The 16,145-nt window shown below is 61.4% G+C and carries 11 protein-coding genes; 2 read left to right on the forward strand and 9 right to left on the reverse strand.

What is annotated here, in order from left to right:
* Nucleotides 1–242: 242 nt before the first annotated feature.
* From caiA to QZ307_RS02510, 3 genes are all read right to left on the reverse strand, one after another.
* Complete coding sequence (gene caiA / locus QZ307_RS02500; RefSeq protein WP_295995346.1) at nt 243–1,391, reverse strand: crotonobetainyl-CoA dehydrogenase; 1,149 nt, start codon at nt 1,389–1,391, stop codon at nt 243–245.
* A gap of 79 nt (nt 1,392–1,470) precedes the next feature.
* Nucleotides 1,471–2,472, reverse strand: a complete 1,002-nt coding sequence (gene aes, locus QZ307_RS02505) for an acetyl esterase (RefSeq protein ID WP_295995348.1) — start codon at nt 2,470–2,472, stop codon at nt 1,471–1,473.
* A 179-nt stretch (nt 2,473–2,651) separates the two neighbouring features.
* On the reverse strand, nt 2,652–3,998 hold the full coding sequence (locus tag QZ307_RS02510; protein WP_295995352.1) for an MFS transporter: 1,347 nt from the start codon (nt 3,996–3,998) through the stop codon (nt 2,652–2,654).
* A 366-nt stretch (nt 3,999–4,364) separates the two neighbouring features.
* Here QZ307_RS02510 and QZ307_RS02515 point away from each other — a divergent pair, with 366 nt between their 5' ends.
* Nucleotides 4,365–5,828, forward strand: a complete 1,464-nt coding sequence (locus tag QZ307_RS02515) for a LuxR C-terminal-related transcriptional regulator (protein ID WP_295995355.1) — start codon at nt 4,365–4,367, stop codon at nt 5,826–5,828.
* Nucleotides 5,829–6,558: 730 nt separating this feature from the next.
* On the opposite strand, the gene QZ307_RS02520 is transcribed toward QZ307_RS02515, so the two are convergent.
* The 5 genes from QZ307_RS02520 to serC all read right to left on the reverse strand — a co-directional run bounded on the left by QZ307_RS02520 (nt 6,559) and on the right by serC (nt 13,388).
* Nucleotides 6,559–8,247, reverse strand: coding sequence for an AMP-binding protein (locus QZ307_RS02520; RefSeq protein WP_295995358.1), 1,689 nt, complete (start codon nt 8,245–8,247; stop codon nt 6,559–6,561).
* A 9-nt stretch (nt 8,248–8,256) separates the two neighbouring features.
* The gene (locus tag QZ307_RS02525; protein ID WP_295995361.1) at nt 8,257–8,835 is read right to left on the reverse strand and encodes a cupin domain-containing protein; all 579 of its coding nucleotides are present in this window, start codon (nt 8,833–8,835) and stop codon (nt 8,257–8,259) included.
* Nucleotides 8,836–8,934: 99 nt separating this feature from the next.
* Entirely contained in the window at nt 8,935–10,455 is a 1,521-nt protein-coding gene (locus QZ307_RS02530) for a 2-isopropylmalate synthase (protein WP_295995363.1), read from the reverse strand.
* Between the two features lie 107 nt (nt 10,456–10,562).
* Nucleotides 10,563–12,140: a phosphoglycerate dehydrogenase gene (serA, locus tag QZ307_RS02535; RefSeq protein WP_295995365.1), complete on the reverse strand. Its 1,578-nt coding sequence runs from the start codon at nt 12,138–12,140 to the stop codon at nt 10,563–10,565.
* Between the two features lie 165 nt (nt 12,141–12,305).
* Nucleotides 12,306–13,388 carry a 3-phosphoserine/phosphohydroxythreonine transaminase gene (gene serC / locus QZ307_RS02540; protein WP_295995368.1) on the reverse strand — a complete coding sequence of 361 codons (1,083 nt, stop codon included), beginning with the start codon at nt 13,386–13,388 and terminating at the stop codon, nt 12,306–12,308.
* Between the two features lie 751 nt (nt 13,389–14,139).
* Between serC and QZ307_RS02545 the strand changes: the two genes are divergently transcribed.
* Entirely contained in the window at nt 14,140–14,394 is a 255-nt protein-coding gene (locus tag QZ307_RS02545) for a glutathione S-transferase N-terminal domain-containing protein (protein WP_275207630.1), read from the forward strand.
* Nucleotides 14,395–14,486: 92 nt separating this feature from the next.
* On the opposite strand, the gene QZ307_RS02550 is transcribed toward QZ307_RS02545, so the two are convergent.
* The gene (locus QZ307_RS02550; RefSeq protein WP_295995375.1) at nt 14,487–16,004 is read right to left on the reverse strand and encodes a LuxR family transcriptional regulator; all 1,518 of its coding nucleotides are present in this window, start codon (nt 16,002–16,004) and stop codon (nt 14,487–14,489) included.
* Nucleotides 16,005–16,145: the final 141 nt, after the last annotated feature.

Raw genomic sequence — 16,145 nt, forward strand, 5'->3', positions numbered from 1 at the left:
GTTCCTTTCTTAGGGATGGAAGCCCATGCGAATAGGCAACCGTTCAACAAGAGAAGAGTTCAGAGGGGACACCGGGTGTGCCGACCGAGCGAGTTCCGCACGAGCCGAACAGCCCACTGGGCTGTTCGCGCGAGCCCAGGACTGTTTGAGCGAATCGGCATACCCGGTGGCCCCGACGGGCGAAGGGCTTCAACCCCCTAGCCCCGACCGGCGAGGAGCTTCGAGCCCTTCGCCAAACGCCACTACTGCTTGTACTTCTTGCAGGCACCCTTGGCGGTGGCCAGAATCATCATCTCGTCGGTGCCACCGGACACGCGGTCGACGCGCAGGTCGCGCCAGATGCGGTTGATGCGATGCTCGCTGGCCACGGCGATGCCGCCCATGACCTGCATGGCGTCATCGGTCACCTCGAAGGAGGCGTTGGCGCAGTAGTACTTGCACATGGCGGCGGCCGCAGCGTCGAAGTTACCGCCGTTGTTGTCGGCGTTCCAAGCGGCCTCGTAGAGCATGTTGCGCATGTTGGTCAGCTTGATGCACATCTCGGTGATCTTCAGAGAGTTCAGCTGGAAGCGGCTGATGGGCTTGCCGAAGGCGATGCGGGTGTTGGCATGCTTCATGGCGTCCTCGAAAGCGCAGATAGCGGTGCCGTAGTCGCAGGCGCCTACCAGCCAGCGCTCGAAGTTGAAGTCGGACACGCCGCGCATGAAGCCGTTGCCCTCCTGGCCGAAGATGTCGGACTCTTCCAGCTCGACATTATCCAGGTACACCTCGCAGCAGCTGTCCATGCGCAGACCCAGCTTCGGCAGCGGCGAAAGCTTCACGCCGGGCTTGGACATATCCACGAAGAACTCGGTGAACACCGACTCGTCATCGGCGTTCTTCGCCATGATGACCAGGTACTTCACGCCAGCCGAGGAGGTAATGAAGGTCTTGGTGCCGTTCAGGTAGATCTTGCCGTTCTCGCGCTTGTAGGTGGTGGACAGGGCGCCCACGTCGGAGCCGGCGCCCGGCTCGGTGCAAGCGGAGTTCCAAATCTGCTCACCAGAGCCCAAGGTGCACATCACGGCCTCGATCTGCTCGGGCGTGCCCTCGCGAATGATGGTCTCAAAACCGGGCAGCTGGTACAGCACGTAGGTGGGGGCGCCGTAGCGGCCCAGCACCTCGTAGACGGCCATCAGGGTCACGCAGGGCTGATCAAGGCCCAGGCCGCCCTCGGCCTCGGGCAGCATGATCTGGTCGAAGCCCAACTCGCACAAGCCCTTCACCCAACGAAGCGGATACTCGTGTTTCTCGTCGCACTCGTGGAAATAAGTCTCCCAGTTCTCGCTTTCCATGTACTCGCGATAGCTGTCGACAATCAGCTCCTGCTCGTCAGTGAGTCGGAAATCCATGTTCTTCTCCTTTTCAGATAGTCAGTGGCTTTGATTACAGCGGGGCGTGGGCCGCTCGCTGGAAAACCCGAGGAACGTCTTAGGCCAGGCCCAAGGTCTCGCGGTAGAAGGTGGCGCCGTGCTCAAGCGCGTCGTTGGCGGCGTCCAGCATCTTGGTGTAGTGAAGGAAGGCGTGGATGACGCCCTCGAACACCTCGTGGCGGCAGGGAATGCCGTACTGCTCGCAGATAGCGGCCAGGCAGGCCGAGTCGTCGCGCAGCGGGTCGAACTCCGCTGCGGCGATGTAGCAAGCGGGCACGTCGTGGGTCAAATCGTTCAGGAACAGGTTGGCGTAGGGCTCATTGGCCAGAGCGGCCGGGTCGGCGGCGTACAGGTTCAGATAGAACTGCCAATCCTCCTCGGCAAGGCCGTCCCAGGGACCGCCCAAAAGGCGCATGGAGGCGGAATCGGTCAGACCGAACCAGCCGTAGAACAAAAGCAGGCACTTCACAAAGGCCGCTCCCCCGCCCTCGTTGCGCAGGTACAGCGTGGCCGCCAGGTTCAAGTGAGCCCCGCCCGAGTCGCCGGCAAAAGCCAAGCGCTCGCCATCGATGCCCCAAGCCGCGCCCTCGCGATGCAAGAAATCGGCCACCGCCGCCACCTCCCGCACGGCGCTGGGATACTGGGCCTCAGGCGACAGACGGTAGTCAACGGCCACCACGGGCACGCCCGTGCGCTCGGCCAGAATGCGGCAGATGCGGTCATGGGTGTCCAAGTTGCCCAGGACGAAGCCGCCGCCGTGCACGTAGATGATGGCCGGCTGAACATCGCCCTTCCCGTGAGCCGCCGCGGTGGCAGCGCCCGTCGGATCGTAGCGACGCATGGGAATGTCGCCGAAGGGACCGGCGACGACATCGTCGGTAACCGCGGCCATGCTCGGCGCTCCCTCGTTCCACCAGGCACGTCCCGCCACGTAGTTCTCGCGCATCGGGGCGAACCCGGCGCTCGTGTCGTTCGCGTCGCCGGCCAGCTCGTCCTCGCGGGCCAGCACCGCCTTCATCTGCGGGCAAATGCGGGCAAGGACGTCGATCTTGTTGGGCATGGCGCAACTCCTTTGCAATAGATGCTCGGTGCGGAGAAAGCGGAGCCGGTGGGCCGGAGGCGCGACCGGCTCGCGGTCGAAAGGCGACTCCCGTGCGGTTAAGGCGCAGGGACTGCCGAGGAAGGTGGCGCGGCAACCGAGGGGTTGGAGTCGATCGCCGCGCCGATACAGGGGTGGGCCTAGACGGTGGCCTCGCCGCCAGCGATCTGGGCAGCCTCGGCCTCTTCAGCCGCATTCTGGGTGCCCGCCTCGCCGGTACCGAAGTGCTTCTTGATGGAGCGGAGCAGCATGATCAGGCAGATGCAGCCGATGACGCCGAACATGATCTCGAAGCCGAAGATGCTCGTGTAGGCGTCGATGCCCTGGGCGTCGATCATGCCGCCGTACCAGGTGTGGATGAACACGTCGGGCAAGAAGCCGATGACGGAGAGCAGACCGGCAGCGGTGCCGAAGATGCGCATCGGGATCTTGATCTCGGACAGCGGCGAGGAGCCGATGGAGAAGGCGCCGTAGGTGGTGAAGCCGAACACAACAACCAGCACAGCGGCCACGGTGGCAGCACCGGGATCATGCGGGAAGAGAATGAAGCCCACCAGCACGGCGATGGACAGGATGAAGCCGCCGAGGATGACCTTGGAGGGGCTCTTCAGCTTCGTGGCCAGCCAGCCAACGATGGGGCCGGCGATCAGGCCGATACCATAGGTACGAATAAGACCGATGACGTTCACCAGGTTGCCGTCGGCGTCGAAGCACTGGGTCAGGTACGGGGTGGTGTAGGTAGCGCCCTGGTACACGGCGTACACGCAGAAGTAGGCGATGCAGGCCCAGATAACGCCCGGGTGCTTGATGGCCTCGACGGCCTCCTTCAGGCTGAACAGCTTGGCGTCCTTGTTGATCTCGCCCTTGAAGTCGGGGATCAGGAAGATGGAGGCCACGCCCAGCACGGCAATGATGACAGCCAGGAAGATAAGCATGACCTGCACGCCCTGCACTACGTTGGAAATGGCAGCGATGATGCCAGCGTTGATGAGGCCGATAACCAGACCGGTAACACCATAGATGGAGTAGCTGATACCGATCTTGCTAGCGTACTCGTCTTCCTCGCAGCACAGACGGATTACCTTGAAGCGGGTGCCCCACCACACCAGGATGGAGGTCACGCCCATGAGCACGAACAGCACCAGGCAGATGGTGACCGACGGCAGCATGGCGTACACGCCCACCAGCACGGCCGTGGCCAAGAAGCCGCCCGTGGCCAAGGTGCGCATGCGGAACTTGTCAGCCACGATGCCCGAGGGCAGGTAGCAGATCATGGCGGCAATGCCGTAGGCCGACACCATGAGGCCCAAGTCGGCGTTGGTGCAGCCGAGGGCCTGCATCAGCGGATCGTAGAACACATTCTTAAGATACATAGGCGCGTAAATGATCGACGAGCCCATGGAAATGAGCACCACGAGGGCCCACTTGTGGAGCGACGTCAAATCCTTGTACGTCACTTCCCCTTTGCTTTTCGCAAGCAACGACATGACAGTGCTTCCTTTCTCTCAGGACGCCCGGCCCTTCGCCGGGCTTCGCCGGTTCTTGCGACCCCCGCCGCAATACCGACTGAACTGATGAGAATTCTGCCGACCCGTCAATAAGACGCCATCACTCGTTGTCTGCGAAAACCCACTTACCTAAATTCTTGCGAGCCCCTCTTCCAAGAACTACACCGCATTTTTCCATCGCAAAAACGGGGGTAAACCGCCACTACTTAAAAACGTGCGATGCCTCGATGAGGCTCACCACCCTATACTCAACTCTAGACTTGGCTGGTATGATCGCATTGGGAAATCCTGGCGTACCGAAATCGCCCCAGCCATCCGAACGAGCTTGAGCGTGAAGGAAGATACATGAATGCCAGCGCCGCCGAACCTGCTATTCAGTCCCCCGTGCCCCGTGTTTTTCAAGGAACCATCCTCGACCGACCCCTCTTCAAATATGTAGGGTTCGCCCTGTTGCTCTCATGGCACTACGTGTTCTGGTTCGTTCCTTCCATTTTCACATCCGTGAACCTGATGGATGATCGCGTTACCTACTCATGGCTCACCAACTTGCTTGCGACCGCCGTGTTCGCCTTCGCCTTCGCCCTCATTCTGGGACGCAAGCGCCACCTTTCGTCTTGCATGCCCATCGTCGTGGCGGCTCCCCTGGCTTTGGCCCTTGGATCTTTTGCGTTGGCCGCTCTCCCCTTCGATTACGTTCCCAGCTTTCTGTGGTACACCTTAGTCGTGGCCCTCGGCGCCTGCGAGTCGATCTTCTGGATTCTATGGGGCGAGCGCTTCGCCTGCGAGAAAGCGAACTTCTCCATCCGCCACATCGGCACCACCTTCGGCCTCACGCTGCTGTGCTCTATCGCCGTCGCCCACTTCTTGCCGGCTTGGCTGACCGCTCCGTTTGCAAGCCTCCTTCTGGTAGCCTCGGGCGCTCTGCTCTTCGCCGCCTGCCGCAACGGCAGCACAACCTTCCCTGTGCTGCTGCCGCGCAATGCCGCCATGGGCGGTGTGCGCAACATGCTCATGGTGGGGCTCCTCACGCTGTTCGCCACGGCCGCCTGCTACTTCCTGGTTGCCATCATTCCCTGGGAAGAGCTGCCCTTCGCCGACCATTCGTTCACCGTCGGCATTCTTTTGGGTGCGCTGTTCATGCTCGTCATTGGCGGCGCAGCATTCCTGGCCAAAGACAAGCTCAACGCTTTTAAGATCTATCCCTGGCTCTTCGTGGCTGTCATCTTCGCCTACGCCCTTTTTCTGGCTGACCATTACTTCTACGCGGGCGCCTTCGATATCGGCGTCGGGCTCTCTTCCATCTTCGAAGTCCTGCTGATCATGTACTTCGGCATTCTGATCACCAAGGGCTACGTCACCGCCTCGATGGGCTTCGCCTGCTCCTGCGGATTCGCGCGGCTGGGGAAGTGCCTTGGCAACACTCTGGCGGTTTCTTACGAGAGCATGCCCGACGTCGCCCTTGCCTACACGCCCGAAACAGCCCTTGCTTTCATGTGCCTGCTGGCCGCTCTGATCATTCCCCTCGTGCGGCAGGAGTTCAGCATTATTGCGCTTACCACTCTGGCGCCTACTCGAAGCGAGATCGAGGAGATCTGCGCCGAGGCCGCTAAGGAATTCAGCCTGTCGAGCCGCGAGGAAGACGTGCTGCTGCTTATCGCCCGCGGCTACACCACCAAGGCCATCGCCGACAAGCTGGTGCTGTCTCCCTACACGGTGAACACCCACATCCGCCACATCTACGACAAGATGCAAATCCACAAGCGCAGCGAGCTCATCAACTACCTCAACATGCAGCGCAGCGACTTTTAAGCGGGCTGTCCTATCTGGGCCGCGCCCGCTTGCTCGGCCTTCGGCCTTGCGCGCGGTTGCTAGGTTGTTCCGGGTTGTTCCACTGGTCCGCGGGCGGGGGCGGTATCCCGCTCCGGGCACGCGCCGCTCCGCTGCTCGCTTCGCTCGTGCGCTGCGCTCCCTCATGCTTTCAACTGGCGCCCTTTGGGCGCTTTTCTTTTTTGGTGTTCAGACGGTGCCCTCCGGGGATACCGCCCCCGCCCGCTACTCTGCCTTGGCTACTCGGGGCTCTAGAATCGGAGCGATTGGGATTCGGGATTCACAATCGCATCCATCCTTGGGTTCCAGAATTGAGCGGTTTGGTTCCCTCTTCAATATTGAGGTGCATATCCGACCTGGGGTTTTGCCAAGCACCGATACCGAACTGCCCGATTTTGGCGCTCATCGGAGAACCAAACCGCTCAATTCTGGAACCTGGCTGCCGCGCCCGTGTCTCGGTTCGCTAAAAATGTTCTGAAAAGCACGGTTTAGCAGGTGAATGACCCCGTTTGCTACTCTCAGCTTCTGGCTCATCTGGGAAAACGCACCTCCTGCCGAATCTCCTGTTCTGGAATAGACGGCTTAGCATGCAAAACCGTCTATTCCAGAACAATTCCCGGCACCCGGCCGCAAGCGAACGCAAAGAGACCCCGCCGCGTTAGCGCGCGGCGGGGTCTCGTGCTGGGTTTCCTAAACTCCGAAAACGTTGACGCTACTTCCCTGCCTTCACCAGCTCTTCGGCCATTTCTCGTAGCTTGAACTTCTGCACCTTCATAGAAGGGGTCATGGGGAAATCATCGACGAAGAACACGCGCTTGGGTACCTTATAGCGGGCGATGCGTGGGATGGCGTACTCGCGCACGGCCTCTTCAGTCAGGTGCTCGAAGCCGGGGCGCACGCGGATGAAGGCGCCCACGATCTCGCCGAACTTGGCATCGGGGATGCCCACCACCTGGGCATCGAGCACGCCGGGCATGGTCAGCAGGAAGTTCTCCACCTCGAGCGGGTAGATGTTCTCACCGCCGCGGATGATCATGTCCTTGATGCGGCCCGTGACGCGGAAGTAGCCGTCCTCGTCCACGGTGCCCATGTCGCCGGAGTGCAGGAAGCCGTTCTCGTCGATGGCCTTCTCCGTCTCCTCGGGCATCTTGTAGTAGCCCTTCATGACGTTGTAGCCCTTGCAGCACAGCTCGCCATGCTCGCCGGGAGCGCAGATGTGGCCGTCGTTGGGGTCGAGGATGCGCACCTCCACGGGAGGATGGGCGCGGCCCACGGTCTCGCACTTGTGCGGGATGTCGTCGTCCACCGAGGTTTGGGTGAACACGGGGCTTGTTTCCGTGAGGCCGTAGCAGATGGTCACGTCGCGCATGTTCATGCGCTCCATCACCTCGCGCATGGTCTCTGGCGGGCAGGGGCTGCCGGCCATGATGCCCGTGCGCAGGTGCGACAGGTCGAAGGAGTCGAAGTCAGGGTGGTTCAGCTCGGCGATGAACATAGTGGGCACGCCGTAGACCGCCGTGGCCTTCTCCTTGTGCAACGCCTGCAGCACGAGTCCCGCGTCGAAGTCCTCCACGATAATCATGGTGCAGCGGTGCGTGAGCGAGGCCATGACGCCCAGCACGCAGCCGAAGCAGTGGAAGAACGGCACCGGCAGACACACGCGATCCTCGGGCCCCAACTTCTGGCCCTCGCCAATGTAGAAGCCGTTGTTCAGGATGTTACGGTGTGTGAGCATGACGCCCTTGGGGAAGCCCGTGGTGCCGGAGGTGTACTGCATCATGACCACGTCGTTGTTGTCGAACTGGCCCTGGGCCCACTCCAGCGAGCTGTCGGGCTTGTGCTGACCCAGCAGCAGAAGCTCGGGCACGCTGTAGAAACCGCGGTGCTTCTCGGGGCCCATGTAGATGAGATTCTCCAGGAAGGGGTACTCGGCGCTGCGCAGAAAGCCGCGCTGCACCTCGGTGGACTCGGGTACCAGGCCGCGGATAATTTCCAGGTAGTCCACGTCGCGGTAGGCGTCGATGACGCAGAGGGCCTTCATGTCCGACTGCTTCAGCACGTAATCCAGTTCGTGGCTCTTGTACACGGGGTTCACCGTGACCATGACCACGCCTATCTTCGCGCTAGCGTACATGAATGTCAGCCAGTCGGGAATATTGCGGGCCCAAACGCCCAGATGATCGCCGGGGCGCATGCCGACGGCCAGCAATCCCTTGGCCAAGTCGTCGGTGCGCTTGTCGAAATCGGCATAGGTCCAACGCAGATCGCGGTCCGGATACACCACGAACTCATGGTCCGGGTCAACCTCCGTCTGCATCTTCAGGTAGGCCCCCAGGGTCATCTCCGAGTGCAGCGGGTAATCTGGCGATCCGGGAACGGGAGCGTTCGTTTCTTCAGTCATGGCCGCTCCTTAGAAGGGGGTGTAGACACACGCGAGGAACTTTGCGTTCTGGCCGTTGTGGGCGCGCACCTGGTGCGGCACGATGGAGTCGTAGTAGATGGACTCGCCCGGCCCCAGCACGTAGACCTCGTTGCCGTACTCGATCTCGATTTCGCCCTCCATGCCGTAGAGCCATTCCTCGCCCTCGTGGGAATCGAGCTTGTGGCTGGTCTCGCCCGCGGGCGTCACGGTAATGACGAAGGGATCCATATGGCGCGACGGACGCCCGGCCGCCAAGCTGAAGTAGGACAAGTCGCCGGCATCCTTGGCCGTCTGCAGCGAGCGCGTCTGCTCCACGGCCGCCATCTGCTCGGCATCGATATAGGCGGGGCCGAAGGCCTCGTCATCGTCCATGAGCGTGCCCAGACGCACGCCCAGGGCGCGTGTCAGCTTGATGAGCGGCGCCAGCGACGCCGGCACCTCGCCGGCCTCCAGACGCTCCACGGTCTCAACCTCGAAACCGCAGCGGTCGGCCAGGTCCTGCGTGGTAAGGTGATGGGCCTCGCGCAACGTGGTGATCTTGCGGCCCAGCTTGTTCTCGTCTGCCATGGAAACCCCCTTCGGTATGCGTTTCGCGTCATGATACACGAAAAGAGCGGCCTAAGCCGCCCTTTTCGGTGGTTTCCCGTAGGTTATTCGGGAGGTGCCCTAGCGCTTCTCCCCCAGCAGACGGTTGAGCGCGTTCAGATAAGCCTTGGCCGAGGACACGATGATGTCGCCGTCGGCACCGCGGCCGGTGTACACTTCCCCGCCGGCGGCCTTCACGCGCACCGTCACCTCGCCCAAAGCGTCGATGCCACGAGTGACGGCGGTGACGGCGAACTCGGACAGGTCGTTGTCCACCTGGACGATCTTATCGATGGCCTTGTACACGGCATCGATGGGGCCGGTACCCCACTCGCACACCGTGCTGTCGATGCCGTCGGGGCCCTTCAGCGTAACGGTGGCCGTGGGCTTCAGCGGGAAGCCGCAGCTCACCTGCACGCCGTCCAGGCTGTAGATGGCCGTCTCCTCGCGGTCGCGCTCGTTGACCAGCGCCTCCAGATCCTCGTCGTAGACTTCCTTCTTCTTGTCGGCCACGTCGAGGAAGGCGGTGTACAGGCGATCGAGCTCTTCGCCCTCGTAGTTGTAGCCCAGCTCCTCCAGGCGGTGCTTCAGGGCCGCATGGCCGCTGCGGGCCGTCAGCACAATCTGGCTGGCGCCCACGCCCACCTCGGCCGGGTCGATGATCTCGTAGGTATCGCGCTTCTTCAGCACGCCGTCCTGATGGATGCCAGAGGAATGCGCAAAGGCGTTGGCGCCCACAATGGCCTTGTTGGCCTGGACGTTCATGCCGGTGATGGAGCTGACCAGGCGGCTGGCCTTGATGAACTCGCGCGTGTTGATATCGGTGTGCGCGTCCAGCTCGTCGCCGTGCATGCGCATGGCCATGACCACTTCTTCCATGGCCGTGTTGCCCGCGCGCTCGCCCAGGCCGTTGATGGTGCACTCGATCTGCGTGGCGCCGTTGCGCACGCCGGCCAGCGACAGGGCCGTGGCCATGCCCAGATCGTTGTGGCAGTGCACCGAGACGGTGACGTCGTCGATGCCCTTCACGTTGTCCATCAGGTACTTGATGCGGGCGCCGAAGTCCTCGGGCAGCGAGTAGCCTGTGGTATCGGGGATGTTCACCACAGTGGCACCGGCGCCGATAACGGCTTCGATGACGCGGGCCAAAAACGCGAAGTCGGAACGACCGGCGTCCTCGGCGTAGAACTGCACGTCACCCACGAACTTCTTGGCATAGCTCACGCACTTCACCGCGCGCTCGATGCACTCCTCCTCGGTGATGCGCAGCTTGTCGCGCATGTGCGAGGGCGACACGCCGATGCCCGTATGGATGCGGGGCCGCTTGGCGTACTTGAGCGCGTCGGCCGCCGAGTCGATGTCCTTCTCCACCGCGCGGGTGAGGGCGCAGACCGTAGCCTGATCGCCGGCCAGTTCGGCAATGCGGCGCACGCTCTCGAAATCGCCCGGGCTGGAAATGGGGAAACCCGCCTCGATGACGTCCACGTTCAAGCGAAGGAGCTGACGAGCGATGACCAGTTTTTCTTCGGTATTCATCGACGCGCCGGGCGACTGCTCGCCGTCGCGCAAGGTGGTGTCAAAAATGGCAATCTTGCGAGTCATGGGTCTCCTTCTTTCTCTAAAATTGACTGGAAGCATCATAGCAAAACAAAACGGCGCCCTCACCTGGGCGCCGTTAAAAAAGCACTATAGCGGGCCATCGACCGTGCCTATAGCACGATCTTCCACAGGTTGCGCAAATCGATGGCGCCGCGCAGGCGCTCCAGCACCGCGTCGTCCACATCGCCCTCAACGTTGATGTACACCAGTGCACAGCCCTCGCCGGCCTTGGTGCCAATTTGCATGGTGGTGATGTTCACGCCAGCCTCGCCCAAAATGGTACCGATGACACCGATGCGACCGGGAGCGTCCACATACTCGAACACCAGCGAGCACTTGGCCGGGGCAATGTCGATCTTGTAGCCCATAAGCGATACGATACGCGGAGCATGGTCAGTGCCGTACAGGGTGGCTGCCACTTCCACATCGTCGGCCACAATGCGCACAGCGGAGGCGTACTCCTGGGCGTCATGGACCGCCGAAGTGGTGACAGCGATGCCGTGGCGCGCGGCGATGGACTCAGCGTTGGCTGCGGTGAAGGAACCGATGCGGCGATAGGACAGGCCGCCGTCGAGCACGGCTGCCACCAGGGGCGCCGGATCGGCGTCGCGGATGGAGCCGGCCAGCTCTACCTTCAGGGTTTTGGGCGTGCCGTCGAGGATCTGGCTGACCATGTGCCCCAGCATCTTGCAGGCGGGCACGTAGGGGCCTACGGAATCGAGCACCTCGGGCGGCAGCGGCGACAGGTTCACCGCCGTGGCCACCATGGCCCCCTCCAGGCCGGCGCTGACGTAGTCGGCAATCTGCGTGGAGGCGCGGCGCTGGGCCTCGAAGGTCATGGGCGACAGGTGCGGCGTGAGGATGGCGTTCTCGAACTCGTGGAGCGGAGAGTCGGTGCAGGGCTCCACCTCGAAGGAGTCCAGGGCCACGGCGTTGATCTTGCCCGCAGCCACGAAATCGGCCAGCGCCTTCACGTCGAAGATGCCGCCGCGGGCGGCGTTCACCACCACCACACCGTCTTTCATGGCCGCGAACTCGTCGGCACCGAACATGCCCAGCGTGTCTACCGTGCGGGGCAGGTGAACCGTGATGAAGTCGGCCATGGCCAGCACGGGCTCTACCTCGTCGTAGAGCGTGACGCCCAGGTGCAGCGCACGCTCCGGCGAGCAGTAGGGATCGTGGCCAATGAGGTTCATGCCGAAGGCCGCCGCGCGCTCGGCCACCAGACCGCCCACGCGGCCCAAACCGAAGATAGCCAGGGTCTTGCCATAGAGCTCGGTGCCCATGAACTGCCCGCGGTTCCATTCGCCGCGATGCATGGAGGCGCTGGCAGCGGGGATGTGGCGCGCCGCCGACAGCAGCAGCGCCATGGTGTGCTCCGCGGCGCTGATGACATTGGACGTAGGTGCGTTGCAGACGATAATACCGCGCTCGGAGGCCGCGTCGATGTCGATGTTGTCCACCGTCACGCCGGCGCGACCGATGATCTTGAGGTTCTTCGCCGCGTCCAGCAATGCGGGCGTGACACGGGTGTTTGGGTGCACAATCAGCGCCTCGTAGGGCTCGATGGCCGCCACCAGCTGCTCGGCCGACGGGTCGATCAGCACGTCCACCTCGTAGCCGCGCTCGCGCAGAGCGTCGATGCCCTCCTGCACCAAATCTTCCGTGACCAGGATCTTCTTCGTCATATGCGCCGCCTTCCCGAAAGAGCGCTCCAGCGCTCTCCCGTTGCCAGAACAGAAGCCTCGCGCCCCCTGCAAGGGCCGATGACCCCGTCCTCTCGGTCATCAAAGAAGGGCGGCGCGCACTCTTCGAGCCGCAAGCCGCCCTTTTCTCGCTGAAAGCAGGATACCTTACCCGTTGTTCTTTTCAAACTCGGCCATGAAGGCAACCAGCGCCTCAACGCCGGCCTTGGGCATGGCGTTGTAGATGGAGGCGCGCATGCCGCCCACAGAGCGATGGCCCTTGATGGACTCGATGCCGTGGCTCTTCGCCTCGGCCACGAACAGGGCATCCAGCTCGTCGGAGCCCGTGACGAAGGGCACGTTCATGAGCGAACGATCCTCCTTGCGGGCCGTGCCCTTGAACAGCTTCGACTGATCCAGATAATCGTAGAGGATAGCGGCCTTCTCGACGTTGCGCTCCTTCATGACGGACAGGCCTCCCATGTTCTTCAGCCACTTGAACACCAGGCCGCAGATGTAGATGCCGTAGGCCGGCGGAGTGTTGGACAGCGACTTGGCCTCCACCTGGGTGGTGTAGCGCATGATGGAGGGCGTAAAGGGCAGCACGTCCTCGCGCACCAGGTCGTCGCGCACGATGACGATGGTGACGCCGGCCGGGCCGATGTTCTTCTGCACGCCGCCGTAGATGAGGCCGAACTTCGACACATCCATGGGCTCGGACAGGAACATGGAGCTGACGTCGGTGACCAGCGGGATGTTGCCGGTGTCGGGCAGCTTCGGATAGGTGGTGCCGTAGATGGTCTCGTTCTGGCAGATACACACGTAGTCGGCGTCGGGCGAGAACGTCAGGCCGTCCACGTCGGGGACGTAGGAGAAGTTCTCGTCCTCGGAAGATGCCACGCAATTAGCGGTGCCGTAGAGCTTCGCTTCCTTCCAGGCCTTCTTCGACCAGGAGCCGGACACGATGTAGTCAGCCACCTTGTTCTGCATGAGGTTCATGGGGATGGCGGCGAACTGCTGCGTGGCGCCGCCCTGCAGGAACAGCACCTGGTAGTTGTCGGGGATGGCCAGAAGGTCGCGCAGATCGGCCTCGGCGGTCTCGATGATCTTCGCGAAGGGCTTAGAGCGATGGCTCATCTCCATGACGGACATGCCCGTGCCGTCGTAGTCGAGCATCTCGGCAGCTGCCTGGCGCAGCACCTCCTCGGGAAGTACGGCCGGACCGGCAGAAAAGTTGTAAACCCTAGCCATGGAGCAGTTCTCCTTCGTAACGCGCCCCGGGCGCCTGGCGGGCGGCCACCGCGGGCAGCTTGCATTCACCGCCCCATTGTACTCCCAACCCTGACCAGCAGGCCTAACGTAAGAGCCGAGCGGCGCCACCCCCTGCAGCGACGGCCGGCGGTGCCCCCTGTAGCAACTGGCGGTACCGCTCTGCCACGGATGGCGCCGCTCCGCCCGGGGTGCCCCACGCGGCGCCCCGCCCTGTGCACATCCCGCACCCCACCCTACGTCCCAAAACCCTCTCCCCTCCTTTCCCTCCTTTCCCTCCTTTCCCTCCTTTCCCTCCTTTCCCTCCTTTCCCTCGTTTCCTCCTTTCCCTCTTTCCCTCCTTTCCCTCTTTCCCCTTCTCTCAACTCCTTACCCTCCCATGCTGCCAGCTAAACAGCCACAGACACCCCATCTTGGTCAAAACCCCCGCGAGGCGGGGGTTTGGTTCGAAAAAGGTCAATTAAGGTCGAAAATCGTTCGAGGCGGGGGTTTGGTTAGCAGTCGCGATGGAAGCTGCGCCTTCATTGGCCACATTCGCGAATTAAACGCTCTAGCAAAAAAACTGACCTGCGCTTTTTGCGCTCGAGAACCCTCAGTACACTGATAAGCGTCTGCAAAAGCACCGCCTCAAAGCATTTTTGACCTTAAACGCCGTATTTCAAACAAAAGCCCCGCCGTGAGCCAAAAATGACCAGCCTCGGGCGGCCGTTACACCTTCACGAAAGGAGCCGCAATGTACTTCGACAATATGGTTCTGTACTACAAGCCCACCTGCCCCTACTGCCACAAAGTGCTGGCCTACATGGAGCAGGAGGACATCGCCATGCCCATGCGCAACACCCTGGAGCCCGGCGTGAAAGACGACCTCATTCGCATTGCCGGCAAAGGCCAGGTGCCCTGCCTGGTGGTAGACGGTGTGCCTATGTTCGAATCCGACGACATCATCCGCTTCCTGGCCGACCTCATCCTCGAGCGCGAAGAAGGGTAGAGCAACCCATCAAGCCATAAAAGTACCTGCACCACCGAACACTCGTCACCGAAGTCGCCTCCTTGCTCTAAGCCCGCGACCACCGAGAACCGCTAACCACGAGGAGGCTCGCCCACAAGACGCCGAAGCTCGTCGCGACTATGCACATTGAACTTCTGATAGATCCTCCGCGTGTGCGATTTAAGCGTTCCGTTGGCTATGCAAAGCTCATGCTCAATGGATGCCGGACTCTTGCCCAACGCAAGCAACTGAAACACCTCGCTCTCACGCGGACTAAGACGATATGCATCCGCCATGGATGCGCAATGCGCCAAAAAGCGACCGCGCTCATCAGCCTCCGCAGAAAGACCGCCGACGCCAAAGAACGTCAATCCCCAGCGTCGCTCCCCAAACAAGGTGCAGGCACTAACCAATAGAACCACAACCACCAGCGCTACACGAAGCGCAGACTCGTCAACGAAACCAACCAGCGCGCCGTCCTCCATAGCCAACGCGCATCGGTGGCCCGCGATCATGAAAATAGCCATCAGCTCTTCCACACCACAAAGCACAAGGACGGAAATGCCATAACGATGGGATAAATCGCAAAGAAGAATAGTGAGCAGGAGAAACATCAAGCTGTAGCCCAAGGCAACCAAAAACATCGAGAAGGTTCCAGGAGAGCCCATCGAAAGAAACGTAGCAAGCAGCCCGCACGCTACGAAAAGGAAGGGCGTGCGAAACATCTGGGCGAAGTCAAATCGATGAGAAAGGAAGAACGTAGTCAGAAACACCAGGACGGCGGCCGCGGAGGCCCCCAAAAGGAAGGCAGCCCCCTCATCTGCTGGCGCCATCGCCTCGTTGAAGCCCAAAACAAACTCGTAGACCCCGAGAACCAGAACGAGACGCCAAGGAAACTTCAACGTACCCCAATCGCTCGGCGGCCTCTCGTCGTTAGGAATAGAGCGATATGAAGCTATCAGGCACCCAAGCGACAGAAGGGGAAGCGCCCCCACCCCCAACACACGCCGAAAACCCTCCAAATCTTGCAGCACCCATCCAAGTGCATCTCCGAAGAGAAATGCACCGCTGACGTACAGAACAATGCGCAGCGTATTAAGGCAGCTTTCTAATTCAGCCCACAGCAAAATGGAAACGGCGCCCCCCGCAGCCCCTAGAACAACAAAGAGAGCGGCAACGTTCGGCGAGAGAGCGGCCCCCCATCCTTGCCCCAGAGCCGATATCACCATAGCCATAGTCGCAGCCCCTACAAGAGGGCGATGTGACCAAAGAGGCGCGAGTTTACGAGCAAAAACTATGCCCAGAAAAAAGAGGGCGATCATAGTTGCGCTCAGAATATCCTGGCCAAGCCAGACATCAACCCCAAACGCCTCAGCGGAAAACGCCAGCGTGGCACCATTAAAAGCACGCACGAAAGCAAACCCGAACAATGGCATAAAGAGATGACCCAGCTCTTTTGCCCGTCTCTGACGAAAGAGCTGAAACCCCCCGCGCTCGCATTGATTGCCGGAGCCGTCTTCCTGTTGTTTGCTACGTGGTGTCATGATCGGGATTGTAGCGCAGATGCGCTCCCTATGCGTGGAGCAAACCCCGGGAATTACCGACAGCAAATTCTGTTTCTCCTTGTCAGACCACGGTTACAAAATGCGGGTTACAAAGATCATCCCCTGATTTCTCTCGGTGAGATGGCAGCTGAGCTCATTTTTTCTAGGCTTGTCAACGTCAATTGACGCCAGCCCCTCCCCGCTTCG

Source organism: uncultured Adlercreutzia sp. (assembly GCA_910585575.1).
Classification (GTDB): domain Bacteria; phylum Actinomycetota; class Coriobacteriia; order Coriobacteriales; family Eggerthellaceae; genus Adlercreutzia.